We start from the raw sequence: 16,792 nt of genomic DNA, 5'->3' as shown, positions 1-16,792 counted from the left end.
GTTCTAAAGAACCACCTCTTTTATTTTTCAATAATATAACGTGAATAATCACTTAAGATAATCATAGTTAATGAATCAAACAATTCATCAACTATGAAAAATCCTATCTGCATATTTATTTTCCAAATTCTCGTTGTATTCAGGTCCTCCATCAATATTCGCACTTTTATAAACTGGCGGATTAAATCCCTTTTTCACCATTAATTTAATCGCTTCAAAAATTACTTGCTGAAGTAATAATGTAGCGGATACAGTTGATGTTCCACATACTTTAGAATCAAATCCTGGAACATTTAAAGCTGCATCACCAAATTTTGAATGATTATCAAGAACTACATCACCATATTGATATAATAAAGTTCCTAATGACGACCTTGATGTAGACATCTTAGAAGATTTTAAAGCAGTAACAACGATTATGCTCGTTCCTATTTTTTTTGCTTCATCAGCAATTTCAAGGATTTCTGGATTACGACCTGAATTTGAAATCAAAAATAAGACATCATTCTTTTTCAAATCAACTCTATGCATTAAATGCTTTCCAACCCCTTCGCAAGTCTCATAATATCCTCCTGCAGGGTCTTGAATAATCTTAGAAGGTATTAAACCACCTGCTCTACCGCTAACTTCTATAGCTGCTGCATAAGAATGGCCACTACCAAATGCTTGAGTTATGCCACCACTCATTATACTTTTAGCAACAATTTGTGCAGCTTGATGAATGTGATCAGATTCATCTTTTTCTAAAACTTGAGCAAGTCTACTTACCTCATCAAAAAATTCTAGCATCGCTTTTCTCCTTATTATTAACCCAAGATTTTAAATGCACCTAATACGATGGATAAAATCAAAACAAAAATGATCATCTTAGTAGATGTAATATTTTTCTTTCCTAATAGCCAATATACCAAAGCAACCAAAGCTACAGGAACTAAACTAGGCATGATTTGATTAAGCATACTTTGCATTTTCAAAGTAACTTTTCCGGATTTATATATGAATGGTACGTTTGCTTTAACAACAGTTGGTATTAATGCACCAACCACGGTAACACCTAACAAAATGGCTGCATTTGTTAACATATTTAATTTATCACCAAATTCTCCAACTAATTTTGCACCTTGTACATATCCTAATCTAAGTAATGGATAACGCATAAATAAAACCACTAAATTCATTAGAATCCAAAGGAAAGCGCCAAATACATTTCCTTGTAATCCCATATATGCACCAATTGATCCAAAAATTGTAGGTATGATAACACCAAAAATGGTATCTCCAACTCCAGCAAATGGACCCATCAATCCTGTTTTTAACCCCATAACAGCATCTTTAGACTTGACACCTTTGTCCTCTTCAATAGCTATATCCATACCAACAATTAAAGGTCCCACAAACGGATTAGTATTATAAAACTGATTATGGATTTTCATCATTTCTTTTAAATCATCAGGGTCTTTGTAAAGACGTTTTAATGTAGGCAGGATTGCAAATAGAAATCCAGAAGCCATCATTCTTTCATAATTCCAACCTATTTGGCTTCCCCATAGCCATCTACGATTTGCCTGATGTAATTCTTTAGCCTTTTGTTTATCAATCTTCATACTCTTCGTCATCGTCATCCACCTCATTAGATTTGGTATCTACATTATTTCCAGTTTCTACAACGTTTTTTTCATTTAATTTTTCCATATTTTTGTAATATGCTATTGCAATTGCTAATCCAACCAAGGCAACTCCAAGCATAGGAACTTTAATATAAGCTGCGAGAACGAAACCAACAATCAAATACGTAACGAATTGTTTTGTTGGTAAATATCTCAATAAAATTGCAATACCAACAACTGGTAAAACTCCTCCAGCAACACTTAATCCATTAGTTAACCACTTTGGCATATCTTTCAAAATGACTTTAATAATACTGTTACCTAATGTAAGCATTATCAAAACTGGAATTGCTCTTGAAAATGACCATGGTATAGCACCGTATAAAATATTTCTTTGAACACCCTTAACATCCATTTCGTCAATTTTTTTATCAACTCGATGTTGAAAAAACGTGTTTGTAAATCTTGCTAAGACATCTAGCTGAACCATAAGTAATCCAACTGGAACTGCAAGTCCAATTGCAAAACTTAGACCTTTACCTGATGCAACAGCGAAAGCCGTACCAATAATTGAACCTGTCATAAAATCTGGAACACTTGCTCCTCCATATGTTCCAACTCCTAAAACCATTAATTGTAATGTTCCTCCAACGGCTAAACCTGTCTTATAATCTCCCATAATAATTCCAGTTACAAGACCAACCAAAAGAGGATAATTTCCAATAATTGCTAAAGTTAATTGATCAATAATCATCCAGCCAGCTAAAAGTGTTAGTACTATAATTTGCCAAATTGCTATATGCATTTATCTATCCTCCAATAACTTCATAAATTTCACAGGATCTTCTGAAGGAACCATTTGTGCTATTAATTCAATACCATGATCATTAAGATAATTAAAATCATCAATATCAGTTTGTGTAACAGCAACTGATTTCTTCACTTGTTTACTTCCCTCTCGTGATGACATATTTCCTACATTTACTTTTTCAATAGGAAGTCCATTATCAACAAGAATTCTTAGCCATTTCGGAGACTTTACTAACATAAAGACTCTTTGACCTTTATATTTACCACTTAATATTTTTTCCGCAGCACTTTGTGCTTTTAAAATACTCAACTTAACTCCGGCAGGAACAGCTGTTTTAAGTGCCATTTTTTGAATACTATCATGAACGACATCATCACCCACTACCATAATCCGACTAGCTTTCAAACTATTGGTCCACATAGTAGCCACTTGACCATGAATCAGACGTTCATCTATTCTAATGTTCTTTATCCCAAGATCTTCAATTTCTGACATTAGTCTTCTTCCTCTTCTTCATTTTCATCAATTTCGGGTATCTTAATTTTTCCTGAATTTTCAAGTTTTGATTCAAAAACTTTATCTATTTCTTCCCCCATAGCAATAAAGACCAAATCACTAAGGGAAAAACCTGTATAAATGGATTTAATCTTTTTTTCTGCTGCCAACATTATTGCTGCATTATTTGGTGTGCCAGAATTAATGTCCGTTAAAATGATTGTACTTTTATAATTCAAATTATTTCTATCTATGATATCTTCATAATCTTTTTTAACATCATTTATATTATTTTGACCTTTAAATGAATAAGTATAAAAGTTTGGTAAATCACCAGTAATCATCTCACAGCTATGTAAAGCAGCAATCGCATATCCCCCGTGAGAACTAATTATATAATTCATTTCTATCACCCTCTGACTTAACGTGTTAACTTATAAACAACTATAGGATAACCCCATGAATAAATAGTTGCAAGCGCTTTCACTAATTATTGACTTAACACCTTAATATCCTTATCATTACTTAAAGAGGTGGAGGTGATTTTATGGAACCCAAATATAAAATAATTTCTAACGATTTAATAGAGAAAATTAATTCTGGTATTTTTAAAAAGGGCGATAAATTTTATAGTGAATCTCAACTTAAATCTATCTATAATGTCAGTTCAACTACCGCAGTAAAAGTAATGGAAACATTGGTTAACCTTGGTAAAATTGAAAGATTTCAAGGAAAAGGAACGTATGTCAATAAATTAAACCACAATGAACTATTACAAGTTTCCGATATTCCTCTAAGAAATAAATTAATAAGAAATATTAAAGTACTCTCAGTAAAAAAGAAATCAGACTCAGAGATTCAAAAAAAATTAAACATAACAGGTTTTTATTATGAAATAATACGAATCTATTTTGTTGGTGATGACATAATTTCAGATGTTAATTTATCCTATATACCTGAATATTATGTAAATAAAAAGCATTTAAATAAAATTCAAGATTTTTATTCTATCTATGAACTCTATAAAAGTGATTTCAATATTAATGCATATGTTCTTCCTTTTACACAACGAAACACTATTACAACACTACCATCACATTTTTTAATAAATTCTTTTGACAAATCAAAGAAATCAAATTACTGTTTCCTTCAAGAAAGAACAACATACTTAAATGACGGATCTATTTTAGAGTTTATAAAAGATTATAAAAACACAGAATTCTTTTATCAAATACTATCCAGAGGCAATTTTAATAGTTAATATACAATTTTAAATTATTTTTTAAATATCATGAAAAGAGTGTTAATTATGAATAGCTATCCAAAAATCATACCAATCAAAAGAATACGAAACTATGAAAATATGGGTGTTGGTTTGTTTATTCACTGGGGATTATATTCTTTACTTGGTAAAGGTGAATGGACAGAATTAATTCATAATAGAGATAAAAAAAATTATGAAAAGTTAATACAAAAATTCACTGCCACTCATTTTGATGCAAATAAGATAGTGCAATCAGCAAAGAAAATGGGAGCAAAATATATTGTATTAACATCTAAACATCATGAAGGCTTCTTTTTATATGATTCCAAAGGCTTAAGCAACTTTGACTCAATTCATAGTGCGGCAAAACGTGATTTTATTAAAGAATTTGTAAATGCGTGCCACAAGGAAAATATCAAACCATTTATTTATATGGCCACTTATGATTGGCACACTGATAACTATGAGAAAAATTTTGAAGATTATCTAAAATATTTAAGAAAGTCAGTTGATATTCTTTGTTCAAATTATGGAAAAATTGGAGGATTTTGGTTTGATGGTAATTGGAATAAGAAAGAAGCAAACTGGGAAATGGATAAACTTTATGAAATAATACGCAAGAAACAACCTGAAGCTATTATCATCAATAACACTGGTCTTAAAAAACGTGGCATTCTTGAAAATGAAAATGTTGATGTTTTAACTTATGAAAGAGGAAATCCTAAATCAATAAATCATATCGGAAACGGTAAGAAATATGTTGCTGGCGAAATATCACTAACCTTAAATAAACATTGGGGCCTTGCGACAGATGATATAAATTACAAATCACCGGCTGAAATAATCAAGTCAATTGTTCAAGCCAGATGCGTAGGCGCAAATATCCTGATTAATATAGGTTTAAATGGAGACGGAAGTATACCTAGATTTAGTCAAGATTACATGATGATAATCGGTAAATGGTTGAAAACCAATTCATCAGCAATTTATAGTGTAAAACCTTTTGGATTGAACAATTTCAATCATACTTTGAATATGGTAAAAGATAAAAATAATTCGTTATATCTTTTTATAGATGGTCTAGGTAATGTTGGAAACGATAATGTTGTACTTGGTGGTGAAGGTACAAATTTAAGATCTTTCACGAATATTTATAAACCAATTTCCAAAATCACTTGGCTGGATAATAATCAAGATTTAAAATTTATGCATGATAAATCAAATGGGTTCCTAACAATAGATGCTAATGGCTTCACATATGGCAGTAACTGGATCATCAGAGTAGCTAAAGTACAGTTCAAATCATAATATAAAAAAAGTGGATACATTAATTATTGTCAATTAATGTATCCACTTTTTATTAATAAATAAATTTATATTAAAACCTTTTTTATTCATATTTTGTAAACGTTTTTTTGACTTTTTATTATAATTTTTTCACATGATATGCTTATTTTTTGTTATCATAATTGTAATAAATTACTGTATTGGCAACTTTTTCCGATATTATATAAAAATCAATTTGAAATTATTCTTTAATTCTTGATGATTTATATCACTAATTGATCTAACCCATTTCTAAATCAATGAATGTTTTGTTTTAGTAACTAATGGGTTCTTTTTATACTTTTTAATAAAACGTTGTCATGTAAATAATGCTTCATTTAAATTGTTTATATAATGTCCAAAATCTGATTGACACTAAAAGCTGACTTATAGGGGGATTTTATATTATGCATGCACTCTTAACAAACCAATTAACTCACCAGACTAAGCAAGTAAAAGTTGGTTTCTCTTGGACAGAATTCTTTTTTGGAAGTTTGTCTCCATTGTTTAGAGGGGATTTTAAATGGTTTGCAATTTTGTTTATCGTAAATATTTTGCTAACATCTTTTACATTGGGATTTGGTACTCTAATTGCTCATATTGCAATCGCTTTTTTCTATAATCAATGGTATACAAAAGATTTAATCGAAAAGGGATTTAGACCACAAAGTGAATCGGATAAAAATATTTTACTTTCAAAACAATATGTAAATAATAATATCAAGCCATTTCAAAACAGTTCAATGAACAATAACGATATTAATAGTATCGACAAATTAAAAAAACTTCTTGATGACGGTGCTATTACTCAAGAAGAATTTGACGATAAAAAGAAAGAAATACTTAATTTATAATCATTTAATTCCAATTCTTAAAAATAAAAACAATATATTTTAGGAAGAAATGGAGAGAAGAAAATGAAACGATTAATTAGTTCACTGATTCTGATAACTACTGTCTTATCACTTGGAGCATGTTCAAATAATAAATCAACTGCTTCTTCTAACAAAAAGGAAAATAAATCTTCTTTAATTTCAAAAAAGAAGAAAACCAATAATAAAAAGAAAGTTTCTCCTACCAAAGAAAAAACATCAAAGGAATCTACGGACAAAAATCAATCTAAAAACGATTCTCAAAATACGAATCAAACGGCTAGCAAACAGCCAATAAATAACAATCAGCAGTCACAAGGACAAGTACCTAACCAATCTTCACAATCATCGTACTCATCAAATAACAGCACCCAACAAAGTCAGCAGCAAACTCAGCAAAGTGCTGCACCATCTCAGTCCCAACAAACAAATGATAGTAATATTTCTTATGATGAAAACACTTTGAGTGGTTTTGTTAACAAATATGGCGTATCTCCTGCTCTTTACAAAACGCAACAAGGTATGTCTACATTACAGGCTTTACAAAGTACTCCTGATAACATGAAGACATTTGGAGAAAAACAGACTCAACAGCAAATGGAAAATGGCTCATTAAATTCTAATGGTGATCCATCAAATCAATACGGTTATTAATCGGAAAAATATAAGCCTTTCTAAAGTTTTTTAATCGGTATATTCAAATAAGCACAGATAAGTTTTTTACCTTATCTGTGCTTATTTATATCTAATAGTACATCTAAAAAAAGATCAAATCCTCAAAACTACTTTTCAACAAAATCATGAATTATTGGATTTAGGTGATTGAACGAGTATTCTAATCCTTTTTCAACTTCAGCATTATTTGCTGCAAATCTTCTATCTTCGTGTTCAATACTGAAACAACCATCAAATCCAATTTCCTTCATAACATCATAAAATTGAGACCAATTAATATCACCTAATCCTGGAATAACCGGTGTCCAGAATCCTAAATCTTCTGGTTGAGTTCTATTTAATTTTTTGCCATAAATTCCATAATAAGAAAATTTATTCTCGTCGACAATCATATCTTTTGCATCAATGTGAAAAATTCTATCTTTATAATCTCGTAATGCTTGAAGATAATCAATGTGAAGCCAGTCAAGATGAGATGGATCAAAATTTAAGCCAATACTTTTGCTTGGAATTCTTCTAAACATTTCATCCCATAGTTCAGGAGAATATGAAATCGTTGCTGGTAAACCGTCTTCTTGCCAACCAGGCATTGGACAATTTTCTATCATTAATTTGACATTGCTATCTTCAGCAAGTTTTACATACTTTGTAAAGATTTTTCCATATTCATCAAAGTTTTCAGTTAAAGACTTGGTTTGATCTTTTCCAACAAAACATCCGACCAAAGGGGTACCTAATCGAGAAGCTGCTTTAATCACAGCCACTAAATGATTGGAAAACTTTTTTCTAGTATCTGGATTAGGATCTAGCATATTGTCATAATAAGCCAAGCTAGAGAAACTAATATTATATTTCTTTTGAGCTGCTTTTAAAGTCTCTACATCTTTATCTGTTAAGTTTTCAACATCAATATCGCTACCCGAAAAATCTCTGGAATTTTGCTTAGGCCAACATGAGATATCTAATGCTGTAAAACCCACCTTATGAGCATATTCCATTTTTTCCTCAAGAGTCATATTTTTCAAACAGCCAGTTAAAAATCCAAATTTCATAATTATTTCCTTTCTATTAAAGAATTTGAGCAAAATAACTTAAATTACTCATTACAACAGCACCTAAAACTGCAACCACCGTACCAGCGGTGATTAATTTCATTTGATGATGCGTCTTTGTTTCATGCAGTAGAAAAATCCCACCAAAGGCTCCAACAATAAATCCTAAGGAACTAAGAGTTGATGAAACAGCCTGGCCCAAATTAGGATTAGCAATAGAAACAAATAATGCCACATTACCAATGGCCCAAATAAACCCGGTAATACAATTTTTAAGCGTCGAAATATCAAACATGTTCTTCGTTTCATGCGTAATCAAATATACAAATAAGAAGCCGCCTATTACCATCCCGATTGATTGTGGAAAAATAATAGCAATCATGTATTGAACACCATTATCCGCATTTATAACAGCACTGGAAACATTGAGCCAACGCTGAAGCAATTTAGGAGCAATAAAATAGCCCATAAATCCTAATGTAGAAAAAATTAATGGAATATATCCGCTCAATGAACTGCTCTTTTCTGAGTCTGAGTAACTTTTTTCTTTTGTTTGAATCCAAAAAGCACCAATAACAATTAAAATGATTCCGATGATGCCTACAATCCAAGTTTGAACAGTTTGCCATTCTCCTAAAATTGCAGCACCAAGTAATGCATTCCCGACAATTTGACTTGTCATTGATAATGGAACTGCTCTTGAGACTCCCATAGACTTGATAGCTACAAATTGAAATCCTTGTCCCACGGTCCATAAAATACCCGAAATAAGACCAATTATAATAATCTTGCTATTCATTACGTAACCATGTGGAATAACCCAGAAAAAGTAAGTCAGAAGTCCAAAGATCAAGCCGCCAAATGTCAAACCAAGGGTTTGTTGCGACGAATTGCCTCCAAATTTTGTAGAAAATAATCCAATGGATCCCCAACAAAGCGACGGAATTAATGCGATTAAAATAGCCATTCTTCATCCCTCATTTTTAATTATTTTTATTTATTACAATATTCTTACCTGTTTTGCTTGATTCAATACTTGCAAAAATTGCACGCATTGTATTGATTACTGAGCCAGAATCTGAACTGGGTTCTCTGTCTTCAACTAACGATGAAATAAACTCATCCATTACGCCTGACTTAGTTTGGTTATTATTTGTTTGAATCTGATCGATGTTGTATAAAATTTCTCCACCGTCCTTTAAAATTACTTTGATTGAATATTTGGGGTCATCATAAATTTTCATAATCCCTTTAGTTCCATAAATAATAGTAGAATTGTCTTCTTCACCATAATATGTCCAACTTGATGTGACAGTCCCTAAAGCACCATTTTCAAGTTCATAAATACTGATGGCATTATCGTCCACGCCAATTAAATTACCTTGGGAATCTTTTTTATCTAAAGTTGCCAATTTAGCTGTAACATCTTTGACTGTGCTCTCCAGAAGATATTGAATCAAATCAATCTTATGCACTCCTAAATCAAAAATAGCACCGTATTTGGACTTATTTTTATCGAAAAACCAAGTATTGGGACCACCATCAACGCTCCATGTTTCTGGGCCACCATGTCCGAAGTTTGATTTAAAAGTTAAAACTTTTCCAATTTGACCTTCTTTTAAGAGTTTCTTAGCGTAAACATGCGATTTTGCAAAACGTTGATTTTGATCAATCATCAGTGTCTTGTGATTATCTTCTGCTGCTTTAACCATGGCCTCGCTTTCTTCAAGACTTGTTGCCATTGGCTTTTCGCAAAGAACATTTTTCCCAGCATTTAATGCTTTGATAGAAACAGATGCATGAGCGGAATTAGTCACACAAACGCTGACAGCATCAATATTTGAATCTGCTAGCATTTGATCGACTGAAGCATAAACTTTGCCTCCAAATTTTTTTGCAATTTCTTTAGCACGATCCTCATTAAAATCAAAATATCCAACAATATTAGCATTCTCATTAGATGCATATTCTGGAATATGTCTAGTTTGAGCAATACGACCACACCCGATAATTCCAACATTAATTACTTTTTTCTCCATTTTTCTCCTCAACTTTCTCTTAATTCAACAAAATTAATCTTATTTTATAACCGCTTACATTTCAATAATTACTGAAAAACTTGAAATATTTCATTTAGCTTATAAATGTATTGTTAAGTTAAAGTCAGTATTAATATGATATTGAAACCGTTTTTTCACAATGTTATGATATTTATAATTTATGAAATTTTTTGAAATAATTAGCAATTTTTTTGGAGGTCAAATTAATGGCTAAAATTAATGCTTACCAAGTGGCAAAAGAAGCAAATGTTTCGCCCTCCACTGTTTCCAGAGTCTTAAATCATCGCTCTAAAGTAAATACTGATACTGCTCAAAAAGTTGATGAAGCAATTGATAATCTTAAATTTAATTCAATAAAAAATAATAAGAAAAAAGATTTAATTATTGTAAATGTTCCTGAGCTGACAAATATCTTCTACTCGGAAATACTTGAAGGATCTAAAGCTTCTGCCACTGCAAACAACTTTAGAATCCTTATCGACCAAACTGAAATTTCTAAAGAAACCATCGAAGGATTCATCAATTTCTTAGATACCTCAAATGTTTATGGAATCATTTTGTTAAACCTATTGCCAACCTCTTTATTAAATATGCTATCTAAACATACGAGAGTTATTCAATGTTGCGAATATAATATTGAATCGAATATTCCTTCCGTTTCTGTTGATGACTTTGAAGCTGCTAAAAAAGCCACTAATGAGCTGATTTTTTCTGGGAAGAATAAAATTGCCATTTTAAATGGTCCAACGGACTTCAAGTATTCTAAAGAACGTTTACGAGGATTTAAAAGTTCATTAAAAGAACATAACATTTTATTCAATCCTAAATGGTGTATTTCTCTGCCTTCAATAAGTTATGACATTGCCTACCCAATAGTTTCTCAAATGTTAAATTCCTCTGATCGTCCCAATGCTTTTTTCTGTGTTTCAGATACACTCGGGGCAGCTGTTATATCAGCCGCACGAAAATTCAAATTGAAAATTCCAGAAGACGTTTCTATTATTGGTTTTGACAACACAATAATATCCAAAATCATTAGTCCATCTTTGACAACAATCAATCAGCCAAAGTTTCAAGAAGGATATTCAGCTGTGGAATTATTGCGAAGTAGCAATCATAAAAGAAACCATCTATTCCTAAAAACCGAGTTGATTGGTAGAGAAACTACCTAAACTAAAATGATTATGGGTTCTAACGAACTCTCTCAAAGGGTCATTTTAGATATGTAAGAAACTTTCTCTATAAACTAAACAAGTATTTAGTAAAGGCTCAAAATTGTATTATTTTTAAATTACACGTCCAACATCTGAAGACATTAAAAGCTGAAACCACATTAAAGGGAGATTTATTTATGATCATCAGACTACTAGGTTGGGGGTTAGTACTCTTAGTCATCGTAGCAATAGTAGGTTTTATCAGTAATTCTAAAGAATTCGGCACAAAAATATTATCTGGAAAATTAGGCATGTATATCATTGCCCTACTGGTTGGTTTATATTTAGCTTTGTTCTAAATAGAAAGATAAACTATAAGTGTAAAAGATACGGCCATGTCTACCCTTATTGCTAAAAAAATTTAAATTTCATACAAAAATAGGAATGCTGATTTAACAGCATTCCTATATTCATATATATGAAAACTTTTGTTCTAATAAAGGAGAGTACAGGATTTGAACCTGCGCGCCCGTTATAAGACGGGTTCGTCGGATTTCGAGTCCGATGCATTACCACTCTGCCAACTCTCCATAGATAAGGCTTGAATCGCTTCAAGTCTATTTTAAATTAATATTGCATAAGAGTAAACATGTCGTACCCTTTTATTTTATCACGACCGTGTAAATCCGTTAATTCAATTAAGAAAGCCGTACCTACTACGATACCGCCTAATTTCTCAATCAAATCGATTGTTGCAGCCAATGTGCCACCAGTTGCCATCAAATCATCAACAACTAAAACTTTTTGACCTGGTTTGATTGCATCTTTTTGCATGTACAAAGACCCTTGGCCATATTCTAGATCGTAAGTAACTGAGACGGTTTCACGAGGCAACTTGCCCTTTTTACGAGCAGGTGCAAAACCGATTCCCATCTTATAAGCAACTGGGCAGCCTACGATAAATCCTCGAGCTTCAGGTCCAGCAATCATTTCTGCACCACGACTCTTGGCATATTTAACAATCTCATCAGTTGCGGCAGCGTAAGCTTTACCATCAGCCATCAATGGTGAAATATCTCGAAATAGTACACCAGGTTCTGGAAAATCTTGAACATTAGCTACATATTTCTTAAAATCAATATCCATTTTTTAAATTCCCCATTCAATCTAACAATGGCAATCATAATCACTTATCCAAGACAAGAGATCGTCAAAGTTGGATTCAATTAATATTTTTTCTACATCATTGCGTTTCAATCTCTTCAAGTAAGTCGGAGATTCAATCAATTCGCGTTGTTGTGAAGCATTAGCCTTTTCAACAAAGCCATTTACCATTTTAACAAAATTTAACTCAAAAAACACTTTTAAATAGAAATCAACGTCATTTTTTTGCATTTCTAAATATTTCGCGACCAAATCCATGCCATCAGCTTTGATATCAGGATGGGAGTATAAATATTTCAATAACGTTTTCATCTTTGCCATATCAGGTTCCAAGTATCTTTGCGTCAAATCCGTGTGGAAAAATAGCGCTGTGTGTTGCGTCTTATTATTTTTAATAAATTCTTTGAACAAGTCCAAATTATGTGGGCGGTCATAAATCAAAACATTATTCCCATCACACTTTTCATTGTAGTGAATCAATTTAGCCTTAACGTTAGAACGCTTAGCTGCTTCATAGTAAACATCATTGAAGAAAACAATGTCATCGAAGTGGTCTAAAACACTAGCAGATAAACGTTTATTACGATAATCCAAGTAAACTTTCTTCAATTCGCCAATCTTTTGAGCTTTTGGAGAAACTTGAAAATCATCTAGCATTAACTGGAGATTTTTTCGTCCAGCCCATTCGTTGATTCCCAGTTCACCGTAAACATCGCAAATATCAGAATTAAGATTTTGATACTGACTAAACATCGAAAATCCGATTGCACCAACCTGATGACCATTATCGGCCACCATCGTTTTCAAATGCGTGGCATCTTTTCCAATTGACCGTGCTTGTTCTAAACTGACATTGCTCAATTTCAAAACGGGTTTAGGATTACCCATCCCAAAGGGAGCTAATTGTTGAATCTCTTTTATTAAGTCAAAGTTCAAGTCACTGACCTTTAAATCCAAGTCATACTTTTTAACAATAGGTGCCTTTGGATCAAAATCTTGTTTCTTTGGTTGTGCTTGAACTAGCTTCGTTAATTCATCCAATTTACTCTCTTCAATCGAAAAACCACAGGCTTGGGCATGTCCCCCAAAACTCGTGAATAAATCTCGATGAGAATTTAGAGCTGTAAAAAGATTGAATCCTTCAGGACTGCGACCAGAACCTTTCATAACTTGACTGTTCTCGTCAAATTGCGTGGCTAAGACGGGCTTATTTTCTTGATCCATCGCCTTACTAGCGACGATTCCCAAAACGCCCTGATGCCAATTATTGCCTTTTAATACTAAGACGCCGTTATCTTTTTGGTCAGCAATTTGTGACTGGGCATCAGCAAAAGCTGCGGCAACTAATTCTTGACGTCTGGAATTAATCTCTTCTGTTTCATCAACGATTTCTTTGGCAAAGGAGGCATCCCCAGTCGTCAATAATTCAACGCCAGATGAGGCATTCTCCAAACGTCCTAAAGCATTGATTCGTGGAGCAATTTTAAAGCCAATATCTTCTTCACTAACAGAACTAGCCTTAATTTTACATTTTTTCAACATTGCACTGAGACCGACGTGATGATTTTGTTTCATCTGTTTCAAACCTTCAGTTACAATGACCCGATTCTCGCCCTTTAAAGCCACAGAATCAGCCACAGTACCAATGGCAGCCAAGTCAATCAGCTCCAATGCTTCGTCTCCTAACAGAGCGTCAGCAATCTTAAAAGCCACACCAGCCCCTGATAAGTATGGACAGATGTATTCAGAACCTGGAATGCTTGGATGAACGATTGCATCGGCTTCTGGCAATTCTTCTGGCAAATCATGGTGGTCCGTCACAATCACCTTCACGCCACGATCCTTCAAGTATTTGATTTCATCTTTTCCACTAACTCCGTTGTCGACCGTTATTAATAAATCGATGCCCTGGTCAGCTAAAAACTTATAACGTTCTAAATTAGGCCCGTAGCCATCCTTAAAACGGTCAGGAATATAAAAAATCGGCTTGTTGCCTAATTTTTGCAAAGTCAATTTCATAATTGAGGTACTGGTAACGCCATCAGCATCGTAATCGCCATAAATTGCAATTTTAGCTTGCGATTCAACTGCTTGATCGATTAAATCTAGCGCTTTATCCATATCGTGCAAGCCAAAGGGATCTTGTAATTCATCCGCATTGCTGTGCAAATACGATTCGATGTCGACTGTTTTTGTGATATCACGCTCTAAGAGTAACTCTGAAACTAAAGGTGTCAGTTTCTTCTCTTGAGCAAATTTAGTTATTTCTTCTTTTGTGGGATTTTTACGCTTTTCCCAATTTATTAATGTCAATCCATCACCTACTAACAACTTACTAATTATAGCAATCTTCAAACGTAAAAAAAAAGCCTTGAAAGATCATTTACTATTAATTTCGTAAATCGATTTTCAAAACTTTTCAGCTATCTTTAAGAAAATACTGCTAGAGTCTTTTTATTAGCTGGTTTACTGCTTACTAACGACCCCTGTAAAGCCCAGCGATTGGTCCCTCCATCAGCACAAGTAATCAATGTCAAAATACTTTGATCTTTGACATCATCCAATAAATAAACCGCTGTTGGGGGAACAATTTTTTTATAATAAATCTTATAAGTATAAACTCGTTTCATATTTGTGATATAAGCTAAATCACCAATTTGAGCATTTTCTAAGGGTGAAAACAAGGCACCTTTATTAGTCATATAATGACCCGCCAGTGCATAATTTGATTTACCCATCTTTTGATTTTTTTTCATGGTGCCACCACCAGTTGACAACGCATTGTCGCTTAAACCAACCACGATTGGTAGCTTAAGGTCAACTGAAGGAACGGCCATTTTTCCAATCACAGCTGCATCGTTGTTAACTGAAGCTTTGGCAACTTGTGAAGCTGAAATTGGTTTGACCTTACTAAAATCAAACTGTCCACTCTTCTTGGAATTAGCCTTAGCTTTTTTTGCCGTTAAAGTTGTTAAATTACGTTGTGCGATTCGTTTGACCGCATACTCTTTAATCGGCTGATTAAAAATCAAGACTAATGCAATCAAAAGTAAAAGGACAGTTCCAAAAATTGAAAAGAATTTCTTCATTTTTTTCATTCCATTTCAATGAATTTTGCATTATAAATTAATACTAGCTTATCTCGAAAGAAAAGTTAAGTTTTAAATTTTTCCGACTTTTCTATTATTTAACTCCCTTTAAAACTCGTCAAGTAAGTTATAATAAACCTATAAATGAATCTGGAGGTAATTTTATGAGCATTCTTGTTTTAGGTGGTGCCGGATATATCGGTTCACATACTGTCGACCACTTATGTGAAATGGGATACGACGTCATTGTAGCAGATAACCTATCAACAGGTCACGAACAAGCAATAAATGAAAAAGCCAAGTTCTATCAAGGCGATGTTCGTGATAAAGAATTTTTGATTAAATTATTCCAAAATGAAGATATCACTGATGTCATTCATTTTGCGGCCTTTTCTATCGTTCCTGAATCAATGAAGGATCCATTGAAATACTTCGATAACAACACTTATGGAATGATTTCACTCTTGCAAGTTATGCACAATTTTGGAACTAAGCATATTGTCTTCTCCTCAACTGCCGCAACTTATGGAGAGCCAAAACAAATTCCTATTAAGGAAACTGATCCAACAGTTCCAACTAACCCTTATGGCGAAAGCAAGTTAGCAATGGAAAAAATCATGCACTGGTGCGATGTTGCTTACGGCATCAAGTTTGTTGCCTTAAGATACTTCAATGTCGGTGGTGCTAAGCCTGATGGGAGTGTCGGTGAAGACCATAATCCAGAAACTCACTTGATTCCAGTTGTTCTTCAAGTAGCTGCAGGACAACGTGACGAATTGACGATTTTTGGTGACGACTATGACACAAAAGATGGTACCAATGTTCGTGATTACGTCCACGTTGAAGATTTAGCTGAAGCTCACCGTCTAGCGATGGAATACTTGCGTGATGGCAATGACAGCGACGTCTTCAATCTTGGTTCATCCAATGGCTTCTCTAATAAAGAAATCTTGGAAGCTGCTCGTAAAGCTACTGGCAAAGAAATTCCTGCTAAAATTGGTCCTAGACGTGCCGGCGACCCAAGTACTTTGATTGCAGACTCAACTAAAGCTAGAACTGTTTTGAAGTGGCAACCAAAGTATGACGATGTTCAAAAAGTCATCACTGATGCCTGGAATTTTAAGTCAAAGCATCTCAATGGTTATGAAGAAAATTAAATATTAAAAAAGAGCTCAGATATACTGAACTCATGAATTTATTAAAGCCGATTTTTCAGTCAAAAA

Annotated in this window: 18 protein-coding genes and 1 tRNA gene; 7 read left to right on the top strand and 12 right to left on the bottom strand. The window is 33.1% G+C overall.

From position 1 onward, the window contains the following. Positions 1-87 precede the first annotated feature (87 nt). From FHL06_RS01915 to FHL06_RS01895, 5 genes are read right to left on the bottom strand one after another with little or no spacing between them, the layout of a single operon-like run. On the bottom strand, positions 88-789 hold the full coding sequence (locus FHL06_RS01915; protein WP_153384561.1) for an SIS domain-containing protein: 702 nt from the start codon (positions 787-789) through the stop codon (positions 88-90). Between the two features lie 17 nt (positions 790-806). After that, positions 807-1,604: a PTS system mannose/fructose/sorbose family transporter subunit IID gene (locus FHL06_RS01910; protein WP_238333939.1), complete on the bottom strand. Its 798-nt coding sequence runs from the start codon at positions 1,602-1,604 to the stop codon at positions 807-809. Next, on the bottom strand, positions 1,594-2,412 hold the full coding sequence (locus FHL06_RS01905) for a PTS mannose/fructose/sorbose/N-acetylgalactosamine transporter subunit IIC (protein ID WP_153384559.1): 819 nt from the start codon (positions 2,410-2,412) through the stop codon (positions 1,594-1,596). Before FHL06_RS01905 ends, FHL06_RS01910 begins: the two co-directional genes overlap by 11 nt. Then, a complete protein-coding gene (locus FHL06_RS01900; protein ID WP_153384558.1) occupies positions 2,413-2,913 on the bottom strand; it encodes a PTS sugar transporter subunit IIB in 501 nt (166 codons plus the stop codon). Further along, positions 2,913-3,317, bottom strand: coding sequence for a PTS sugar transporter subunit IIA (locus FHL06_RS01895; protein ID WP_153384557.1), 405 nt, complete (start codon positions 3,315-3,317; stop codon positions 2,913-2,915). Before FHL06_RS01895 ends, FHL06_RS01900 begins: the two co-directional genes overlap by 1 nt. 143 nt (positions 3,318-3,460) lie before the next feature. On the opposite strand from FHL06_RS01895, the gene FHL06_RS01890 reads away from it, so the two are divergent. The 4 genes from FHL06_RS01890 (at position 3,461) to FHL06_RS01875 (ending at position 7,029) form a co-directional block, all read left to right on the top strand. Continuing rightward, positions 3,461-4,174, top strand: coding sequence for a GntR family transcriptional regulator (locus tag FHL06_RS01890; RefSeq protein ID WP_153384556.1), 714 nt, complete (start codon positions 3,461-3,463; stop codon positions 4,172-4,174). Between the two features lie 48 nt (positions 4,175-4,222). After that, entirely contained in the window at positions 4,223-5,485 is a 1,263-nt protein-coding gene (locus FHL06_RS01885) for an alpha-L-fucosidase (RefSeq protein WP_153384555.1), read from the top strand. A 425-nt stretch (positions 5,486-5,910) separates the two neighbouring features. Beyond that, positions 5,911-6,357 carry an SHOCT domain-containing protein gene (locus tag FHL06_RS01880; RefSeq protein ID WP_153384554.1) on the top strand — a complete coding sequence of 149 codons (447 nt, stop codon included), beginning with the start codon at positions 5,911-5,913 and terminating at the stop codon, positions 6,355-6,357. 63 nt (positions 6,358-6,420) lie between these two features. Further along, positions 6,421-7,029, top strand: coding sequence for a hypothetical protein (locus FHL06_RS01875; RefSeq protein WP_153384553.1), 609 nt, complete (start codon positions 6,421-6,423; stop codon positions 7,027-7,029). A gap of 128 nt (positions 7,030-7,157) precedes the next feature. On the opposite strand, the gene FHL06_RS01870 is transcribed toward FHL06_RS01875, so the two are convergent. From FHL06_RS01870 to FHL06_RS01860, 3 genes are read right to left on the bottom strand one after another with little or no spacing between them, the layout of a single operon-like run. After that, entirely contained in the window at positions 7,158-8,102 is a 945-nt protein-coding gene (locus FHL06_RS01870; RefSeq protein ID WP_153384552.1) for a sugar phosphate isomerase/epimerase family protein, read from the bottom strand. 16 nt (positions 8,103-8,118) lie between these two features. Next, the gene (locus FHL06_RS01865) at positions 8,119-9,069 is read right to left on the bottom strand and encodes a GRP family sugar transporter (RefSeq protein WP_153384551.1); all 951 of its coding nucleotides are present in this window, start codon (positions 9,067-9,069) and stop codon (positions 8,119-8,121) included. A 16-nt stretch (positions 9,070-9,085) separates the two neighbouring features. After that, positions 9,086-10,141 carry a Gfo/Idh/MocA family protein gene (locus FHL06_RS01860; RefSeq protein ID WP_153384550.1) on the bottom strand — a complete coding sequence of 352 codons (1,056 nt, stop codon included), beginning with the start codon at positions 10,139-10,141 and terminating at the stop codon, positions 9,086-9,088. A gap of 227 nt (positions 10,142-10,368) precedes the next feature. On the opposite strand from FHL06_RS01860, the gene FHL06_RS01855 reads away from it, so the two are divergent. After that, the gene (locus FHL06_RS01855; protein ID WP_153384549.1) at positions 10,369-11,334 is read left to right on the top strand and encodes a LacI family DNA-binding transcriptional regulator; all 966 of its coding nucleotides are present in this window, start codon (positions 10,369-10,371) and stop codon (positions 11,332-11,334) included. A 179-nt stretch (positions 11,335-11,513) separates the two neighbouring features. Then, positions 11,514-11,675 (top strand): hypothetical protein, encoded by a 162-nt coding sequence (locus FHL06_RS01850; protein ID WP_153384548.1) that lies wholly within the window; start codon positions 11,514-11,516, stop codon positions 11,673-11,675. A gap of 141 nt (positions 11,676-11,816) precedes the next feature. On the opposite strand, the gene FHL06_RS01845 is transcribed toward FHL06_RS01850, so the two are convergent. From FHL06_RS01845 to FHL06_RS01830, 4 genes are all read right to left on the bottom strand, one after another. Then, a tRNA-Ser gene (locus FHL06_RS01845) sits at positions 11,817-11,906 on the bottom strand. Positions 11,907-11,943: 37 nt separating this feature from the next. Beyond that, the gene (locus FHL06_RS01840) at positions 11,944-12,462 is read right to left on the bottom strand and encodes an adenine phosphoribosyltransferase (protein WP_153384547.1); all 519 of its coding nucleotides are present in this window, start codon (positions 12,460-12,462) and stop codon (positions 11,944-11,946) included. A 21-nt stretch (positions 12,463-12,483) separates the two neighbouring features. After that, the gene (gene recJ / locus FHL06_RS01835; RefSeq protein ID WP_153384546.1) at positions 12,484-14,793 is read right to left on the bottom strand and encodes a single-stranded-DNA-specific exonuclease RecJ; all 2,310 of its coding nucleotides are present in this window, start codon (positions 14,791-14,793) and stop codon (positions 12,484-12,486) included. Positions 14,794-14,909: 116 nt separating this feature from the next. Next, positions 14,910-15,569 carry a class A sortase gene (locus tag FHL06_RS01830; protein WP_153384545.1) on the bottom strand — a complete coding sequence of 220 codons (660 nt, stop codon included), beginning with the start codon at positions 15,567-15,569 and terminating at the stop codon, positions 14,910-14,912. A 164-nt stretch (positions 15,570-15,733) separates the two neighbouring features. On the opposite strand from FHL06_RS01830, the gene galE reads away from it, so the two are divergent. Beyond that, a complete protein-coding gene (galE, locus tag FHL06_RS01825; RefSeq protein WP_153384544.1) occupies positions 15,734-16,726 on the top strand; it encodes a UDP-glucose 4-epimerase GalE in 993 nt (330 codons plus the stop codon). The last annotated feature ends 66 nt before the right edge of the window (positions 16,727-16,792 follow it).

Source organism: Companilactobacillus halodurans, assembly GCF_009600985.1.
Classification (GTDB): Bacteria; Bacillota; Bacilli; order Lactobacillales; family Lactobacillaceae; genus Companilactobacillus; species Companilactobacillus halodurans.
This window is presented reverse-complemented; position numbering and strand designations above follow the sequence as displayed.

Bases quoted from the DNA above. Each gene is read 5' to 3' on its own strand.
- galE (WP_153384544.1), top strand. From the start codon at position 15,734: ATGAGCATTCTTGTTTTAGGTGGTGCCGGATATATCGGTTCACATACT.
- FHL06_RS01885 (WP_153384555.1), top strand. From the start codon at position 4,223: ATGAATAGCTATCCAAAAATCATACCAATCAAAAGAATACGAAACTAT.
- FHL06_RS01900 (WP_153384558.1), bottom strand. From the start codon at position 2,913: ATGTCAGAAATTGAAGATCTTGGGATAAAGAACATTAGAATAGATGAA.
- FHL06_RS01895 (WP_153384557.1), bottom strand. From the start codon at position 3,317: ATGAATTATATAATTAGTTCTCACGGGGGATATGCGATTGCTGCTTTA.
- FHL06_RS01850 (WP_153384548.1), top strand. From the start codon at position 11,514: ATGATCATCAGACTACTAGGTTGGGGGTTAGTACTCTTAGTCATCGTA.
- FHL06_RS01855 (WP_153384549.1), top strand. From the start codon at position 10,369: ATGGCTAAAATTAATGCTTACCAAGTGGCAAAAGAAGCAAATGTTTCG.
- FHL06_RS01890 (WP_153384556.1), top strand. From the start codon at position 3,461: ATGGAACCCAAATATAAAATAATTTCTAACGATTTAATAGAGAAAATT.
- FHL06_RS01865 (WP_153384551.1), bottom strand. From the start codon at position 9,069: ATGGCTATTTTAATCGCATTAATTCCGTCGCTTTGTTGGGGATCCATT.
- FHL06_RS01910 (WP_238333939.1), bottom strand. From the start codon at position 1,604: ATGAAGATTGATAAACAAAAGGCTAAAGAATTACATCAGGCAAATCGT.
- FHL06_RS01870 (WP_153384552.1), bottom strand. From the start codon at position 8,102: ATGAAATTTGGATTTTTAACTGGCTGTTTGAAAAATATGACTCTTGAG.
- FHL06_RS01880 (WP_153384554.1), top strand. From the start codon at position 5,911: ATGCATGCACTCTTAACAAACCAATTAACTCACCAGACTAAGCAAGTA.
- FHL06_RS01875 (WP_153384553.1), top strand. From the start codon at position 6,421: ATGAAACGATTAATTAGTTCACTGATTCTGATAACTACTGTCTTATCA.
- FHL06_RS01915 (WP_153384561.1), bottom strand. From the start codon at position 789: ATGCTAGAATTTTTTGATGAGGTAAGTAGACTTGCTCAAGTTTTAGAA.
- FHL06_RS01830 (WP_153384545.1), bottom strand. From the start codon at position 15,569: ATGAAGAAATTCTTTTCAATTTTTGGAACTGTCCTTTTACTTTTGATT.
- FHL06_RS01840 (WP_153384547.1), bottom strand. From the start codon at position 12,462: ATGGATATTGATTTTAAGAAATATGTAGCTAATGTTCAAGATTTTCCA.
- FHL06_RS01905 (WP_153384559.1), bottom strand. From the start codon at position 2,412: ATGCATATAGCAATTTGGCAAATTATAGTACTAACACTTTTAGCTGGC.
- FHL06_RS01860 (WP_153384550.1), bottom strand. From the start codon at position 10,141: ATGGAGAAAAAAGTAATTAATGTTGGAATTATCGGGTGTGGTCGTATT.